We start from the raw sequence: 17,505 nt of genomic DNA, 5'->3' as shown, positions 1-17,505 counted from the left end.
GCTATTCCGGAACGGCCTGGTCATCATATTATGTTACTTTCTGTTAGAAGTCGTAACGGTAGCCGACGCTTCCGTTCACCGAGCTGGACCCGTCACGGATGTCCGCGTTGCCGTTGACGAAGATGGTTCCTTTCGTCCCCACCGGCACGCTCAGCCCCGCTCCGAGCTGCAACGCCGTCGTTCCCGCTTTCGCCCCTCTCACGCTTTGCGCGAAGCCGGGGTTGCCCAGCAGGGAGACGTTTGTTTCTCCCCTCCGGTCTCCCAGGTCCTGCGCCGCGTTGACCCGGATTTCCCCCAGCGCTTCTCGTCCGAAGATGTTGCTGCCTATCAGCCCCATCCAACGGCCGCCCAGCGCCACTGTTCCCGTCGTCCAGTCCTGCCGGCCGACGTTCAGGCCCGCGTTGCCCGCTCCCGTTTCTTCATAGCCGTCCATCCGCGTCGTCACCACCGAGGCGTTGAACAGCGGCTGCAGCACGCTGCTGCGGTTTTCGTCAAGGTAGATGTCGTAGGTGAGTTCGTACATGGCTCCAAGGCCCCACCCGCTGGTGCTGCCCTGCGTGCTGTAGCTTCCTTCCCCGTAGTTGACCGTACGGTTGAGTTTCGCGTCGTTCCATCCTCCCGTCAGGATGAGCGTGTGCGCCCAGCGTTTGTTCTGGTAGCGCCCGAAGAGGCTGGCGTAGTAGCTGTCCAGATGCCCGTCGGCGCTGTCCGCCGCGCTGGCCGTCAGGTCGCCGTAGCTGGCCGTGAAGGCCGCTCCCACGGTGACGCGGTCGCTGAGGTCCGCGTCCATGCCCACAGTACCTCCCCAGGTGGTGAGCCGGTAGCCGCTTTCATCCCCCCGGGTGTCGAGCTGGGCGTAGGAGCCCGTGCCTTCCATCCACATGTGGAAGCGGGGGAGGTCGTCGTTGACGTAGGCGGGGTTGACGCCCATGAGGGTGGTCCGGTTGCGGATCCAGCCCATCTGGTCGCGCAGGGCATCCCGCTGCGCCGTACCCAGCGCGTTGACTGTGCTTCCTGCCATTGCTGCCAGGGAATGTCTGGCTGCGGAAGGATTATTGAGCATGTCCTTATTGAGGGCTCCCAGGAAATCCGTGACAGTCTGGTCTACGGAACCATTCCTGGCAGCATCCCAAAGCAGATTGGCTCCCGCCATGGAGTTGGCCGTGTCCGCTACGCCGGCATAGATATTGTCCGTCTGTTCTTCCGCCTTCAGAACCACCTTATCTCCTTCCTGCACCAGATGGGCATTCTTGTAATAGGTGAGGAAAAGGCCTCCGACCGTCAGCGTATTTTCTCCCAGGTCAATCGTTCCGTTGCCGGTGAGCTCCATCAGCGTGAGTTCCATCGGATTGCCCGATTTCCAGGTGATATTGACGTCCGGGATGGAGGTGACATGGAAAGAGGCGCCATCTTCAATGACAACGTCTCCGGAAGCCTCTATGAAGCTGGCGGTCATATCGGCATCAGTATTTAAGGTGAAAGTAGTAGTGGACCCGCTGCTGAAAGAAGCGTTCTCCACGCTCAGAGTGGTATTGACCGCCGTCAGGGAATTGTCGCTGGCCTGAATGGTCAGGTTGCCGTTGTTAACCAGATTGCCGTAACTGAGACGGCTTCCATCCACATCCGCGTTGCCCTGGAGAACCAGATTCCCTCCGCTGACCGTAAGACCGGTATCCGCGCCGGAGCTGCGCAGAACCTGCGTTCCCGCTCCGGAAACATCCAGCGTTCCTTCTCCCAGCGTTCCATCATATGTGTGAGTTTGGCCGGAAGCCGCCTGAATTTGCAAAGTCTGTCCATTCAGTTCCAGAGAGCCGGAGCCGTTCAGTCCGCCGGCAGAACCGTCTGCCTCCAGGCTCAGGGAACCGCCCAGGTCCAGTACCACGCCGGAAAGCGTACTGTCCGCAGCCAGCCCCAAAGAAGCGCCTTCCGCAATAGCCAGCGTACCGGGACCGGAAATTTCCGTATGGGAAAGGCCGTCGGTAGCGCCTGTCAGCGTCAATGTTCCGGAAGGAGCGATATCCAGCTTTCCGCCGTTATCGCCGCCTGCCAGCGTCCGGGCCGTCGCGCGGCCTCCTATTCCAATCACCGCAGGGGAGCCCGCATCCGCGGAATTCAGATGCAGAGCTTCCACGTCAGCCGTGCCGTTGAGCTGAAGCGTTCCTTCTTCCGCAATGATATCCCCGGCCAGCGACACATTCCCGGAGAGGGTGAGTTTGTTCGCTCCCGTTTTGACGAGGTCCGTGTTGGCCGCAGCCCCGTTCAGGCCGCTGATGTCCCCGGCAAAAGAAGTATCCACTCCCGCGCCGTCATGGAAGAGGTTGTTTTGCAGTTCAATGCTTCCCTTGTCCTCCGCCGTATTGGTGACAATCAGGCTGCCCGTGCCCGTCTGGCCCGGCTCAGTTCCCGGTGCGGTCAGGTTTTTGATTACCATGGAGCCGTCCGACTGGACATAAAGGTCCCGGTCCACAATGACGGCCTGGTAGAAGTTGAGGGACTGGTCCGTGACCGGATTGTCCGCGCTGCCCGCGCCATCCACGGAAGACACGTAAACCAGGTCCGTATCACCGGAGAGAACAATGCCGCCTCCGTTGACGCCCACGATGCCGAAGCCCAAAGCGGCGAAAAGCGGGTTAGCCGTTATGTGGCTCTTAAGCGTTTCAAGGTCCTGCGCAAAACTGCCGTTGGTCAGAAGTATCTCCAGATTTCCGGCCGCCGTTTTCATGGCATTCATGACGCTGGTGAGGTCCAGCGTCAGCGTGGAACCGTCTTCAAAGGAGATGCTGCCCAGATTGTCCCCCGTGCCCTCAAACTGAACCAGAAAATCCTCTCCCGAGAAGGGATCTCCGGAAATATTGCCCGCTCCCACCGCAAGGTTGCTGTCTGAGCCGTTCACCGTCCAGGTGGAACCCTGCTTGAGTCCGGTGAGCTGCGTTCCGGCAGCAGTGGTGACAACTGACCCCAGTCCGGCGGCATCCAGACCTCCCAGGGCAATATTGCCGGAATCGGCAATCGCATGGACATGAACCTTGTTTGCGTCCGTTCCTGCGTAACTTCCGGCGTTCGCCAGCGCTCCGGATTGAATAAGGATATTAGTGGTGGTGGCCGCACCGGAAAGGTCCAGCGTGCCCTTGGCCAGCGTCAGCGTCCCCGTCAGGCCGTTGGCGCGGTCCCCCACGGCAAAAGCGCCGGAGGTGCTGACCGTAAGACTGCCCGCTCCGGCAATGGTTCCGGCCCAGGCGGCGTTGTCCCCGGTTCCGTCGCCCAGCTGGACAGAAGAATTCTGGGAAATATTCAACTCTCCCGTGGTCGTATTCGCCCCGGTAAGAATCAGCTTGTCGCTTCCCTGAATGCTCAGGGAGGCCGTATCAATCACATTCCCGGCATAAAGCAGGTTCCCTGCCGTACCCGTGTAGTTGACGCGGTAGGTTCCGGTTCCTCCCAGGGAAACGGCCTTGATGAATTCGCCCGTATCCAGCGTGGACGCCGCACCGCCGTTGCCAAAGGAAAAGATGGCATTCCCACGGCCGGAATGCACCGTTCCCATAAAACCGGTGAGATCTCCCGTAAAAATGGCCGTCAGAGTCGGGTCTCCGGCCGCCGTTATTCCGAGGTTGGCCCCCGCTTCGCTCGTCAGGCTTCCCGCCAGAACCAGCGTCTGGTTGGAATTGCCGTTCAGCCAGCCCCCAGCAGCCATCACATGGATATCGGCATTAATGGGATCGGCAGCGGAATTGACAAAAAAGCCGCGCCCATCCAGTTCCAGCGTGGCACCCCCGATTGCCGCGGCATTGGCGAAGCCGACTTCATTCCACGCAGCGTTGACGCCGTTGCCAGCCAGCCTCATGGTACCGGTAAAGCCGCTGTTGTCTCCGGTGACGGAATAGCGGCCGCCTCCGGGGAAGGCGCCTCCTTCCTTCTTACCGAGGACCAGTGTTCCGGCTCCGGTAATGCGGCCTGACAGAGTATCCGTATTTACGGAGTTATGGGCACGGTTGTCCTGTATCTGGAGAGTCGCGTTTTCAGCGATGGAAACATTGCCGCTCCAGGTTCGCGTAACGCTATTATCCCCAATGCTATAAAACAGGGTTCCTTCGTTTACGGTGATGGCGCCGGCAAAGGTTCCCCCTTGCACCATATTGATGGTCAGCAGACCATTCCCGAGCTTGACGATATCCTTGTTTCCCAGCTCTTGGGTGTACGTAGCCCAGGATATATTATTCCCGTTCGTATTCACCCGGATGGCCGCCGTACTGGCGGCAGCGTCGATGAGGCCGGAAATATCCTGCGCAGCTCCCGTGCCATACGTGAAAGTGCCTCCACCAAAAATAATATTGTTGGTCGCTACCAGCCCCGTCGTGCCTTCCGTATTCAGCACCAGTTCCCCTCCGTTCAACGTTACCGTGCCGGTGCCCAGGCCCTGAACAACGTTGAGATTAAGGGTACCGGCCATAATGGTCGTGCCGCCGGAGAACGTATTTGCGCCGGTATTTTCAATGGTCAACACCCCTTCTCCACGTTTAATGAGGGACATCGGTCCCGTCCCGTCCACAAGGGTCCCTGTTCCCGTGAACGTGTAGGCCGTTTCTCCATTGCTGACCGTAAGACGCGCGGAAGAAACATTCCCGTCTATAGTGACGGCGGAGGCGGATATGCCAGCCAGATCTTCAAAATTGGCGGATTTGGAAGCGTCATAGACGATTGCCGTTCCGTCCTTGTCCAGCCAGACGGCTGAACCTCCTGTCGCCGTCCAGGTGCCCGCACTTCCCCCGTTCCAGTTGAGGGCTTCGCCCAACGCCTTGACACGCAGGTAAAGAGTGTTTCCGGACAGTTCCAGGGCATAGGTATAATCTTCGGAAAGACTGCTGGAATCAAAAGAAAAATTGCTGGCCGTCAACGTACCGAAACTGTCTGCCGCAATCAGTCTGTAGTCATTTTCCATCGTCTGGTCCACTCCGCTGATCGTCAGGGTCAGCGTTCCTTCCGTACTAAAGGAGAGCGTGCCGCCCGACTGGATGACAGCGGCGCTGGAGGAATTCAGGCCCGTCAAATCCAGTGTCAGAACGGAAGCCGGGGAAAGAGTCATGTTGCCCGCAGAGGTAAGGCGGGCTCCGGCGCCCATCGTGATGGAGTTGCCGAAGGCCACTCCGCCGGCAAGCCCGAAACTGAGCTCCCCTGCGGAAACCGTCAGCGCATTGGCAAATCCGGCAGAGGAACCGAGCGTAAGTTTGCCCGCTCCGCTCTTGGTAAAAGCGCTGCGGCCATCCAGCACCGTCGCGTTGGCAATAAGGGCGTCCGTCCCTTCCCCCGCGGAAATCTCGTCAAATCCGGAAATCACGGCATTCTCAAACATGTCTTCGCGAGTCACGCCGTTCAGGTTCAACACGCTCCTGGTGACCGTATCTCCCCGGCCCTGACCGGATATGGTTGTCGTTCCGGAGAAAACGGCATCATTGCCCGTCAGGGTCACGCTGGCCAAGGCCGTAGTCAGGGAAGTTCCGTTGACCTTTTGGCCACCCGCATAAATGGAGGCATTATTGAACGTCCCGCCGCTGATGGAAAGATTGGCTTCTCCAATAGTCAATGCGGAATTGGCATTGTTGCGTTCCACGTAAGTGCCCAGGGATATTTGAGCTCCATCGAACGTGCCGCCCGTAATCGTTATATTGGTGGAACCGATATTTCCGGTAAGGGCGGCGGTAGCGGTTCCATTAATGTAGGAGCCGCCCCAGATTTGTCCCGTATACGTCCCGGACTTGAAGGTCAAATTGGTGGAACCTGTAATATTTAATGTGCTCTCTCCCGTTTCCACCCAGCTTCCCCCCGCAATCATGGCCGCTACCGTGTTGCCGCCCAAATCCAGCGTCATATTGGTATCCGCCAGGTTCCAGGCAGATGTGCTTAAACGGGCGCCTGCAAAAATTTTCCTGGTCCCGTCTCCGGAAAAAGCAGCGCCTGTGATCGTTGTCGCCACACCCTGCGAAAACAAACTCTGAGCAAAAGTCCCCCCCGTGATTTCTATGGAAGCGGACGAATGCTCTGCAATATTTGCGGCAGAACCTGAAGATGTCGCATCAGACAGGCCATACACATTCGCGTTGTACTGGCCTCCCGTAATGCGCAACCTGGCCGTATAGGCGTTCGTCCCGTCTCCCAACTGAACCTGGCCTCTCCCCAGAAGGGCAACGGAACCATTAAAAGTTCCTCCGTCCAGATTCAGAGAGACATTGCCGATAATGGTCGATTTCTGCCCTGCCCCGCGTGTCGTTCCAGCCGTTACCAGCTGGGCGAAAGTCCCGCCGTCTATGGTGAACGTCACGTCCCCCGTATGGCGGAAGGATTCCTGCCCCAGCCCTATGCACCAGCTGCTACTGGGATTGGAAACCGAAATTCCGGCCCATTCCCCGCCATGAATGTTGACGGTATATGTCCCCGTCGTCTGGTAGGCATCATTTTTATTTCCATCCCCCACCAGGGAAAAACCATTAATCGTGCCGGCATTCCGGTCCACATTGAGAGTAATGTCGGCGGACACAATCCGGTCCTGGTTGCTCCATCCCATCAACTGGGCATTGGTATTCAGCAGGGATGTTCCTTCCCCGATATTGATTACAAAGGAATTGTTCCCTCCGATGGTGACGCCTCCGGCAGTGCCTGCAACATTCCATAATTGCAGTCCTGTATAGGTTCCCCCCTCCAGATTGAGAACCCTGTTATAGCCGTCTTGATAGGTTCCGCTTGCCGTAATATCCGTTAAATAAATACCTCCGGGGGAATCCGCCTGGGTCAAGGGCTCCCCTTGCGGCGGCGTAATCGTATATTGGTCGTCAACAAAAGAAATTGTCGTTTCTCCATTGCCCGTCAACGTATAGTCAGACCATGCCGGAGAAATGAAACAGGACAGAAGAGCGGATAAAAGAACCAGAGGCAAGTGCGGGCGCATAATGCTGTAACGTATTGATAATGAATAAAACTATTTGCAAGACTATATTCGTAGTAATAATTAACGGATTTGAAATCCGGAGTCAATGACAATTTTTGGAGCCAAGCCCCTTAGAAACATTGAACGACCTGAGAGGAAAAGAGGGAAAAACGGGGCCGTCCGTTTCAAAAACCTGCATCATTAATATTTTAATCATTATTTGGGCTTATTTACATCATCTGCGGATTTCAAATCCGGCCACTTATTTAACCTTTTTCCCCCAGCCTACGAAATATGCATGCAGGAAAAAATGATTTCTTTTCTTGCATTCCTGAAGAAGTGCCTGTATAAGCCTCCACGTCCCCGCCGCCAGGCAGGGACGGCATCCAAGGTTATGGAGCGGTAGCTCAGTTCGGTTAGAGCGCCAGCCTGTCACGCTGGAGGTCGCGGGTTCGAGCCCCGTCCGCTTCGCCACCTTGTTCAGAAGAAACAGCCGCCTCCGGGCGGCTTTTTTGCGTTCCAAAAACCTGAATCCCGGAAAACAGCCCGTCTTTCGGGAATGTTTTACTGGAAAAAGGGGCCGGACCCGTTAAAATGAGGGCCAGCATTACCATCATGAGCATACTTTCGGACCGTCTTTCCGAGGAAATACTGCAAGCCCGCCAGCGCGTCTATACCGTTGGCGAACCGACTCCTCTCCAGCGATTGAATCTGCCGGGCATCGAAGCCCCGGTATATGCCAAGAGGGAGGATCTGGGCCCCATCCGGGCTTATAAGTGGCGCGGAGCGTTCAATTGCATGGCCGCATTGAGCCAGGAGGCCCGAGACAAAGGCATTGTGGCGGCCTCCGCCGGCAATCATGCCCAGGGCGTCGCGCTGGCGGCCAGAGTCCTGAACTGCCATGCCACCATTTTCATGCCGCGCTCCACGCCGGAAGTGAAACAGACGGAAGTACGCCGCCACGGCGGCAGACATGTGAAGATTATGCTCCACGGGGACTGCTATGACGAGACGGCCGCTGCCGCCCATGAATATGCGGAAACCCACGGCAGCACGTTTGTGCACCCCTATGACGACCTGGTGACCATGGCCGGACAGGGAACGCTGGCGGACGAAGTGGTGATGAGCGGAGAAGGCCCTTTTGACCGCGCGTATGTCGCTATCGGCGGCGGCGGCCTGGCCGCATCCGTAGCGTGCTGGCTGAAAAAGTTCTGGCCCCGCATCAAGGTCATCGGCGTGGAAGGCGTTGACCAGGCTTCCATGAAAACCTCCATTGAACAGGGACGCCGGGTGAACTTGGATTACGTGGACGTTTTCTGCGACGGCACGGCCGTCCACATTCCCGGAGAATTAACCTATCCCCTTTGCCGGGAACTGGTTGACGAGTTCGTGACCGTTACCAATAATGAGGTCTGCCAGGCCATCCGGGCTATGTGGGAATCCTCCCGCGTCGTGCCCGAACCCTCCGGAGCCATGAGCCTGGCAGGATTCCTGAAACAGTGGAACCGGGGCGAAGTACAGCCGGAGGAAAAGAGCTTCGTGGTCATTTCCGGAGCCAATATGGATTTCACCCACCTCACCCAGATTGCCCGGCAGGCGGGCATCGGCAACCACGAAACGCGCTATCTGCGCATTTCCATGGATTCCAAGCGCGGCCAGGTGCTTAAGTACTTGCGCCACATGCCTCAGGATACGACGCTGGTGGATGTGCAGTACGGCAAAACGGAAGGAGACACCCAATACCCCGTGTTCGGCATTGCCGCTTCTGATGAAGACCTGGACACCATCCGCACAACACTGAAGAAGAAGGGAATCGAATTCGAAGATATCAGCGAGGACGACGACGTGCGCTTCCGCATGATCCACTACCAGCCGGAGCTGTGTCAGCACCCCCTGTTCGTCCACATTGAATTTCCGGAACGCGCAGGAGCTTTCCTTGACTTCATGGAACGTATCGCGGATCTGGCTTCCCTCTGTTATTTCAACTACACCTATACCGGAGAACGTGTAGGCCGCGCCCTGGTGGGCATGGAATTTGATACAGCGCAAGACCGGGAAACCATTCGGGAACGCATGAGCGCCTTTTCCAAAAACATCATCAGGTCCATTCGGGAAATTTCCCCCGAGGCCTTCCAGCGGATCATGGGGGGCAGACAGTTGACAGGCAATCATTGACAGTCCACCCATCCAGGGAGCTTGAGAAAGATCGGCTCCCTTGCTCATCACGGCCTTTTTCTCCCATGCTTCCCCCCGTTATCCTGGCCTCCCAATCACCCCGGCGGCGTGAATTGCTGGAAAAGGCCGGCATTCCTTTTTCCGTTATTGTCCGGGACACGGAAGAACTGAAAGAGGCTTCCATGCCCCCGCAGGAGCTCTGTCTGCACAATGCCGCCGCCAAGGCGGAAGCCGTGTTCCGGGAACATCCGGATTCCACCGTCATCGGCGCGGATACGCTCGTTTTTCTGGAAGGCTTGCCTCTTGGCAAACCGGGAAATGAAGAAGAAGCCCGGACTACGCTCCGGAAGCTCTCCGGACACACGCACCATGTATGCACGGCAGTCGCCATCCGTTCCCCGCTGGGCATGAAAGACCTGGCCGTGCTGACGGAAGTGACGTTCCGGAAGCTGACGGAAAGAGACATCCGCCGTTACATGGAACTGGTAAACGTGATGGACAAGGCCGGCTCTTACGCGTTCCAGGAATACGGGGAGATGATTATCTCTTCCGTGCGCGGGGATACGGACAACGTCATCGGACTGCCTGTCAGGGATGTGGTGACATGCCTGAACGGCCTGGGATACCGGTTTTGACCCGGCCACGCACCCGGGATTCAGGAACAGGGGGTTACCTGTCTGCCAGGAATGATCCCAGTTTATTATAAAAGGCCACAGGAAGCACGGCTTCCAGCAAGGTCCCTTCCTCCACATATTCCGTAGAGAAAACCTTGCCTTCACTATGCATGGCGGCCACCAGGTCGCTGCGGGTATAAGGAATCAGGAATCGGGCGCGCCGGACACGGCTTTCCAGCATTTCCACGCAGGCATTCAACAGGTCTCCCGCACCGTTCCCTTCTTTCACGGACATGGCAACCACCCTGCCGCTGAAATGGGGAGCCAGCAGCGTTTCCAGAGCTCCGCGCCGTTCTTCCGGGACCAGGTCCACCTTGTTTAAAACCACGACCATGGGCTTGTCACCCGCACCCAGTTCATCAAGAACCTCCAGAGTCGTTTCATAATGGCGCACGGCTTCCGGGTCGGAAGCGTCCACCACCTGAATCAGGAAATCCGCCAGAACGGCTTCCTCCAGCGTGGACTTGAAAGCCTCCACCAGGCGGTGCGGAAGGTTGCGGATGAAGCCTACGGTATCCGTCAGCAGCAGCGGCTGCCCGTGGGGAAGCTCTATTTTCCGCGTTGTGGTGTCCAGCGTAGCAAAAAGCATGTCCCGGGCCATGACTTCAGACCCGGACACCAGGGACAGGAGGGAGGATTTCCCGGCATTGGTATAACCTACAATAGCAGCCGTGGCGACGGCCTGGCGCTCCCGTTCCTTGCGCTGCGTAGCACGCTGCCGGGTCACCAGAACCAGTTCCCTTTGGATAGCCTCAATTCTGGCGCGCGCCAGGCGACGGTCCACTTCAATCTGCTTTTCACCTTCCCCCCTGGCTGCTCCGCCGCCGCCCTTACCACCGCCGGAGCCTCCGCCCTGGCGGTCCAGATGGTTCCACATACGGGCCATGCGCGGCAGAGAATACTGCATGCGGGCCAGTTCCACCTGCAGGGTAGCTTCCCGCGTCCGGGCGCGCCGGGCAAAGATGTCCAGAATGACCTCTTCACGGTCAATGACGCATTCGTCAACAAGCCGCTCCCATTCCCTCTGCTGGGAAGGGGAAAGCATATTGTCAAAAACCACACAGTCCGCCCGGCAATCCAGCGCCAGCTGCTTCACCTCCTGCGCCTTTCCGGTACCGCACAGGAATTTGGCGTGCATGTCCCTGGATTTGATGAGGTGCTTTCCTGCAATGCCGATGCCGAGGTTGGAGACAAGGTCTTCCAGCTCATCCAGCATGGCCTGTTTTTCCCCGGCCTCGGAGGGATCGAAGTAAATGGAAACGAGCATGGCCCGTTCCACCATTTCCGGTTTTTCGCGGATTTCAAACATATAGGGAATTTAACGGAATTGCTTGCTGGAGGTAGGCTGGTAATCCTTCAGCGCGAAGTCCGCGGGCTTATGACAGTCACAACCGCATGAAGAGAGGAAGCCGGCCATGCATGCCAGCGTCAAAAAGCTGATCAGTCTCATGCGGCTATGAGACCCGTACGACGTACCCTAGGCAAGCAAATTTTACTTCATCGCCATTACTTTTCTCCAAATCCGGGACACAGGCATTTGACCGAGCCTTTTCCCCTCTCTTCCGGCCGGGGCCAGCCGGAAAAGCACGCGGCAGGGACAAAAACCTCCCGGCGGCAGCCATCCGCCGCCTTTCAAGGGACCTTATCCCCTGCCGGAATCAACTTGATTTTGCATCGCCTTCCGGCAACCCTTCCCCCTCCTCCAGACTGCTCATCCATAAATTCCATTTTTCAATGAAAGCGCGGTCCATCTGAAGCAATGCTTTTTCCTGCTGTGCGGCGGAAATGGTTCCCGTCAGTCTGCCAAAAATAAGCAAAGGCTTGGCATACGTATCCGCCAGGGGAGAGAATTCCGCAGGCTGCTTCTGGCGGCATTCCCGCGCCAGAGCATGCAGGGAGTTGAACGGAAGCGCGTTCCAACTGACCTGGTACGCGCCGCTTCCTTCCCTGCTGTCCTGAGGTTCCACGGTCAGCAGATGCCCCTTCATCCCTTTCAGGCGCACCCTGGAGCCATCTTTGAGCGCCAGGGGTTTCCCCAGCCTCTTTTCCAGCAGTGCGGGCAAAAGTTTCTCCATGCGGGAGAACAGCGGCAGCATCCGGTCCGTCATTTCCCGCCGCATGGCCAGACGGGCCTTCACCTCAGGAGAGGAAATGATTTTTTCCGCCTCTCCATAAACAGCGGAAACTTTCTCATAATCACCGCTTTTCTTCATCACATCCTCCGCTTCCCGGCAGATGTCCTCATAGCTTCTGGATTGGGCGGCCAGCAGGATTTCCCTTCTCTTTTCCTCCTCCAGTTCTTTTTGCCTTTCCTCCTCCTTTTGCCTTTCAGCCGCCTTCACGGCTTCCGCAGCCTCCCAGTCCCGGGCAGCCTGGTACCGCATCCTCAAATGATCCAGTATTCCTTCCAGCGCGGCATAAGCCGGAGACATGGAAGGGACGTCTCCAATCATCATCTGTTCCCGCAAAAAGTCCGCCGCGGACCGCTTGGCCTTCACTTCCGCCACTGTTTTTTCCGGCATGTCCTGAAGACGTTTCAAGCGCGCGTACTGATCCGTATACATTTCAAGATTGCTGAGCCACGCAGAAGCCAGCTCACGCACGTTCCTGTCCCGGTCGTCCGCCGCATCAGCAGCCACCCGGTCCAGAAATTCGCCGTATTCCGGCCATCTCCCGGCAAAGTACCAGGATTTCAACGCCATGCCCACATAGTAATGCACGGCCAGATCGGAATTGGAGCGCAGTCCCGGCATCCGGGAAGACCAGTCCGCGGAACTCAGGTACATGATCAGGTTGCCGATGTCCCCAGAGCGTTCCAGTTCTTCAGGGTCCTCGCAGGCTTCCATCTTTCCGCCCAGTTCCTCCAGACGCTCCACCCCTTCCGGGAACTGGCCGCGCACCCACATGCACAGCACCTGGTTTAACCCGGCCCACAAAGATGTGGAAAGGGGGCAGTCCGGCTGGGCCGCCAAATCGCCGAACATGGCGGCGGCTTTCACCAGATCCCCACGGTTCAGGGATTCCTGGGCTTCGTTAAACAGTTTGCCAAAGCGTATGCTGCGCTCCAGCCGCGATTCCTCCCCCCTGCCTTCCGGGACCGTTCCAGCCGCAGGAGAAATGGATGGAGACGGAGTATCGGGAGAAGAGGCTACGCCCTCCCTCCACTCCGCCCATCCCCAAACGCCCCATGCCAAAGCCGCTACGGAAGCAATGGAAGAGGCTACGACCATGCGGCATTTCCTGCGCCGTGCGCGCCGCGCCTCCACCGAACGCCGTTCCGCCCAGGTGAGACCGGATTCCTGCATGACCCGGGCATATTCCTCCAGGGCCTGCTCCACGGCATCCATCAATTCGGGATAGGAAGAAAACCTGTCTTCCCTGTCAAAAGCCATCAGCCTGTCCACAATGAAACAGGTCATGGGAGAAACGTCGTTCACCACCTGCTCCAGGCGAGGGAGATTTTTTTTGTTCTCCAGAAGAATATCGGAAGACTGGGAGGCGTCCACACGGGGAGGCAAGCCTACGAGCAAATGGTACATGGTAGCTCCCAGAGCGTACATGTCCGTACGGAAGTCCTCCTCTCCGCGCAACAGCGTTTCCGGCGCGGCGTAATAAGGGGTGACCCATATTTCCCGCTCCATATCGGATTCACTGTGAAGCAGGGACAGGCCGAAGTCCACAATCTTGGCGTCCCCGTCGGGGGACAAAAGAACGTTGGCGGGCTTGATATCCCTGTGCATGAGACCCGCATTCCACGCGGCGTCCAGCCCGCGCACGATATCCTGCGTCAGGCGCAGCACCCTGTCTTCCGGCACACGTTCCTCCGCAGCGATCAAGGCGTCCAGTCCATTGCCTTCCACCAGTTCCATGGCAATGTAAAAAAGGCCCTGGTCACGTCCCACGGCATAAATTTTCACCAGGTTTTCATGGGAAACCCGCGCCATGATCCGGGCTTCCCGTTCAAAACGTTCACAGCGCAGGGCATCTCCGGCATAGGTATCGTTCAACACTTTCAGGGCCACTTCCCGCCCCAGAACGGCATCCTCCGCACGGAACACCACGCTCATGCCGCCTTTTCCCAGCTTTCCGGTAATATGGTAGGGCCCCATGTGCGTTTTTACGCGCGTCAGCGCCTGGCAGCCCGGGCAAATGGCGTTGGCGTACAGCGGTAGCAGGGAAATATCCATGGGCTGTCCGCACGCCGGGCAATTGACGATGTTTTCTTGCTGGGGAACCATGAACGCAGGGCGGCGGAACGGGAATCAAAAAAGGAAGGGGGAAAAGCGGCGCAGATTATCCGAATCATCCGGCTCCCTTCCGAATATGAGCAGGGAGGGACCCCGGACAAGGCCCCTCCCGCAAATTTGATTTACTTCCGTCAGGCGAGAGCCGGAAGAGAAGCGGCGGCTACGGCCTGGCCGTGGCGCTTGGTCTTTTCATCCGGCACGCGGAGCTGGATCTTCAACTCGGGGAATTCGGTGCTCAGCACTTCTTCCGCCTTGTCAATGATGATCTGGCCGCCGTCTCCGGAAGCCACACGCCCCAGGAAGAGCAGATTGCGGATGTCATAGAATCTGGCGTAGTGGGCAATGGCATAGCCGAAGTGCACGCCGATGGTTTCATAAATCTTGCGTGCGCGTTCGTCGCCTTCCGCCATCGCGGCCTGAACCTTTTTAAGCTGTTCCGGGAAGGGCATTCCTTCAAACTGGAAGCCGGCGCGGGGGGCCAGGCGGGCCACAGCCTGCTGGGAGAAATAAAGGGCGCCTACGCCCATATCCTTGGACCATTCGTCCACGCCGCCTTCTTCCGAGTAGTCCACGGGGGCGAAAGCCAGTTCATTCAGCCAGGGCTTGATGTGGCCTTCCGGGTCCACATAGCCGGCAGCCTCGGAGGTGCCCATGGCTACGCCGAGCACGGCGTTGTCGTTCATGCCCATGGCGCCGGCGAGAGCGGTAACTTCACCGTCATTCACCACTTCAAAGGGAATGTTGTTCCATTTTTCTTTCTGGAGGGTGCGGAATACCTTGCCGAGGGTCTTTTCAATGTCTTCCTGGCTGACGCCGCGGAACAGGGAGGAAGTGCGCACTTCACTGTTGATGATTACGCCTGCGGAGGATCCGCCGATGGCGTCCACCCGGGGGAGATGAGCGGCGGCGCGTTCCAAGGAGTCCTGAATTCCGTCAATATGATACTGGGGATCCTTCTGGAAGTAAGGGTCCCAGACCACTTCCTCGGAATAAACCACTTCCCCATTCACCACGGCGGCGCATTTGCGGTCGGAACCGCCCAGGTCAAAACCGATGCGGCATCCGTCCAGGTTGCGGCCCAGCGTCATGGAGCCGGAGTATTCCTCGGGAAGCTCTTCCAGGGAAACCTTTTTCACTTCAATCGGGGAGCCGTAAATCTTCTTGCCGATGAAATCCCAGTCGAATTCGCGGATACCGCCCTTGCAGTAGCGGGAGGCCAGCATGTCCGCAATAGCGTCATCCCCGGCAACGAGGATGATATTGCCGCCCTTCTGCCACAGCAGGAATTTCACAATGCGCTCCACATAAGTCTCATTCAGGGCAATGTTTTCTCCGGTATGGGGAAGAAGCTTGCCGGACCAGCGGAAGCAGGTCCCGTCATTGCGGGTCAGAGCGATATCCACTTGATGAGAAGCGGGATCGGCGGCGGCTTTGGCTTCAAAAGCTTGATTCCAAAGAACGGCCGGCACGAAGCCGGGATCCAGCACAGGCGTGATTTTGGGTTGAATATTCATGGCGATAATCCGTTGGAAACGTAGCATACCCGCTTTTCCTTGAAAAGTATTCATTCCCTTTCCTCATGATTTTTTTTGCGGGACGCGGGGCGATAGCTCACTTTCTGCTGGAAAATCACCGTGTTTCCACTAAAGAAACAGGAGCTTTTCTTCCGGCCCGGCCCTCTGGAAGGGGAACCTATTCCACACATGCCTATTCCATGAATGAATTAACGGACCAGCTTATTACCCTGTTTTCCTCCATCCTGATTACCGTCATGTCCCTCGCCGTGGCGGTAAATATCTTCCGCCGGAGCCACTCCCCCAATACCCGGCATCCTCTGCAATGGAGCATTCCCGTAGGCCACCTGGACATGCTGGACATCGCCATGTGCGGCATCATCGTGCTTTACTTCAGTCTGGGGGCTCTGCTGGCGGCCGCCACGCCTCCGGGGGCTTCCGCTCCGCCCAGCACGACCAACATGGAGCTGGACGGCTACAAGGTCTTCAACGGAACCTGCCTGAATCTCATTCTGGCCTTCGTCCTGCTGGTTCGCATGTTCCACACGGGCAGGATGGAGGCGCTTGGATTGAAAAAACATTCCCTGAAGGCCCTTCTCTACGCTCCGGCTGCAGGCTATCTGCTGGTGCTGGTCATCCATTTCCTGCTGGACAAGGCGGGCCTGTTCCAGTGGATTGAACAGGTCACCAACGCACCGGCCGAACAATCCATTGTTTCCGTGCTGAGGCACTCCAGCGACATCCCCCTGATCACGGTCATCTGCTTCAGCGCCGCCATCGCCGCTCCTCTGGTGGAGGAACTTATTTTCCGCGGCTATCTGTACCCGATCATGAAGAAGTACACGGGCGTCTGGTTCGCCCTGATCACCACCTCCTTCCTCTTCGGCATCATCCACGTCAGCCTGGTGCCGTTCATCCCTCTGGCAATCTTCGGAGCCGTACTGGTGCTGCTGTACGAATACACGGGCAGCATCTGGACGCCCATCATCGCCCATTGCATTTTCAACACCGCCACTCTCATCAACATCCTGTACCCCGGCATCCTTCTTCCGTATGGAACCTGAGCCCAGCATCCGGCAGACGGGGGAAGACGCGCTGGTAGCCCGTCTCCTGCCCCTGATGCCTTCCAATTCCGCCCTGGTGACGGGGCCTGGAGATGACTGCGCCATAGTCCGGGGAGCAGGGAACCGCCAGCTGCTCCTGAAAACGGACTGCGTGGTGGAAGGCATGCATTTCCTGCCCGGAACGGATCCGGAACTGATCGGGAGGAAAGCGCTGGCACGGGCCGTCTCAGACATAGGAGCCATGGGCGGAACGCCCCTGCACGCTCTGATAACCCTGTTCGTGCACGCAGACCGCCCCACCTCCCAGGTGGAAGGAATTTACCGGGGCATGGGGCGGCTGGCACGGCAGTTCGGCATCAGCATCGCCGGGGGGGAAAGCTCCGGCCTGCCTAGGGACGGGCTTATCATCAACGTGGCCCTGACCGGGGAAGTGGAGGAAGGCAAAGCCGTACTGCGCAGTACGGCGCGGGCGGGGGATCTGATTGCCGTTACGGGAGCGCTTGGCGGCAGCTTCCCCACCGGGCACCATCTTTCCTTCATGCCGCGTGTCAGGGAAGGAGGCATCCTGGCCTCTTTCGGCGTAGCCACCTCCATGATGGACCTTTCCGACGGGCTGGGGACCGACCTTCCCCGGCTGGCGTCCGCCTCCGGGCTGGGGTTCCGTATTTATGAAGAACTCCTTCCCGTACGCCCGGGGTTCACGACGGCACAGGCTGTGGGGGATGGGGAGGATTACGAATTACTGGTAACCTTCCGTCCCGGCGACCGCGAACGGGTGGCACGGCTGGCCGCGGAGCATTTTCCGGAAACGCCTCTCACCGTCATTGGGGAAATGACTGCGGAGAAGGCCTCCGTCCTTCCCGCGGGTTACAGGCACTTCAACTAGCCCGGAGAAAAACCGGAGAAGGAACC

9 protein-coding genes and 1 tRNA gene are annotated in these 17,505 nt (G+C 58.0%); 5 read left to right on the top strand and 5 right to left on the bottom strand.

Annotation, left to right across the window (positions count from 1 at the left end):
• Nucleotides 1–43: 43 nt before the first annotated feature.
• On the bottom strand, nt 44–6,940 hold the full coding sequence (locus CI070_RS12105; RefSeq protein ID WP_094136852.1) for an autotransporter-associated beta strand repeat-containing protein: 6,897 nt from the start codon (nt 6,938–6,940) through the stop codon (nt 44–46).
• Nucleotides 6,941–7,315: 375 nt separating this feature from the next.
• Here CI070_RS12105 and CI070_RS12095 point away from each other — a divergent pair.
• The 3 genes from CI070_RS12095 (at nt 7,316) to CI070_RS12085 (ending at nt 9,729) form a co-directional block, all read left to right on the top strand.
• Nucleotides 7,316–7,393, top strand: a tRNA-Asp gene (locus CI070_RS12095).
• A gap of 141 nt (nt 7,394–7,534) precedes the next feature.
• Nucleotides 7,535–9,094 carry a pyridoxal-phosphate dependent enzyme gene (locus CI070_RS12090; protein ID WP_256943577.1) on the top strand — a complete coding sequence of 520 codons (1,560 nt, stop codon included), beginning with the start codon at nt 7,535–7,537 and terminating at the stop codon, nt 9,092–9,094.
• Between the two features lie 65 nt (nt 9,095–9,159).
• On the top strand, nt 9,160–9,729 hold the full coding sequence (locus CI070_RS12085; protein WP_094136851.1) for a Maf family protein: 570 nt from the start codon (nt 9,160–9,162) through the stop codon (nt 9,727–9,729).
• A 34-nt stretch (nt 9,730–9,763) separates the two neighbouring features.
• Here the strand turns inward: CI070_RS12085 and hflX are convergent, their stop codons facing one another.
• The 4 genes from hflX to CI070_RS12070 form a co-directional block, all read right to left on the bottom strand.
• Nucleotides 9,764–11,077 (bottom strand): GTPase HflX, encoded by a 1,314-nt coding sequence (gene hflX, locus CI070_RS12080; RefSeq protein WP_094136850.1) that lies wholly within the window; start codon nt 11,075–11,077, stop codon nt 9,764–9,766.
• 9 nt (nt 11,078–11,086) lie between these two features.
• Nucleotides 11,087–11,218, bottom strand: coding sequence for a hypothetical protein (locus CI070_RS14170; protein ID WP_256943576.1), 132 nt, complete (start codon nt 11,216–11,218; stop codon nt 11,087–11,089).
• 208 nt (nt 11,219–11,426) lie between these two features.
• Nucleotides 11,427–13,955: a serine/threonine-protein kinase gene (locus CI070_RS12075; RefSeq protein WP_179218462.1), complete on the bottom strand. Its 2,529-nt coding sequence runs from the start codon at nt 13,953–13,955 to the stop codon at nt 11,427–11,429.
• Nucleotides 13,956–14,146: 191 nt separating this feature from the next.
• Nucleotides 14,147–15,529, bottom strand: a complete 1,383-nt coding sequence (locus CI070_RS12070) for an ROK family protein (RefSeq protein ID WP_094136848.1) — start codon at nt 15,527–15,529, stop codon at nt 14,147–14,149.
• A 200-nt stretch (nt 15,530–15,729) separates the two neighbouring features.
• Between CI070_RS12070 and CI070_RS12065 the strand changes: the two genes are divergently transcribed.
• Together CI070_RS12065 and thiL are read left to right on the top strand one after the other, a co-directional pair.
• On the top strand, nt 15,730–16,593 hold the full coding sequence (locus CI070_RS12065; protein WP_179218461.1) for a CPBP family intramembrane glutamic endopeptidase: 864 nt from the start codon (nt 15,730–15,732) through the stop codon (nt 16,591–16,593).
• A complete protein-coding gene (thiL, locus tag CI070_RS12060; RefSeq protein WP_094136846.1) occupies nt 16,583–17,479 on the top strand; it encodes a thiamine-phosphate kinase in 897 nt (298 codons plus the stop codon). The genes CI070_RS12065 and thiL overlap by 11 nt, the downstream gene beginning before the upstream one ends.
• Nucleotides 17,480–17,505 lie beyond the last annotated feature (26 nt).

The organism is Akkermansia muciniphila, assembly GCF_900184965.1.
Lineage (GTDB): Bacteria > Verrucomicrobiota > Verrucomicrobiia > Verrucomicrobiales > Akkermansiaceae > Akkermansia > Akkermansia muciniphila_A.
Note: the sequence above shows the minus strand (reverse complement) of the source record. Positions and strands in the feature narration are given on the sequence as shown.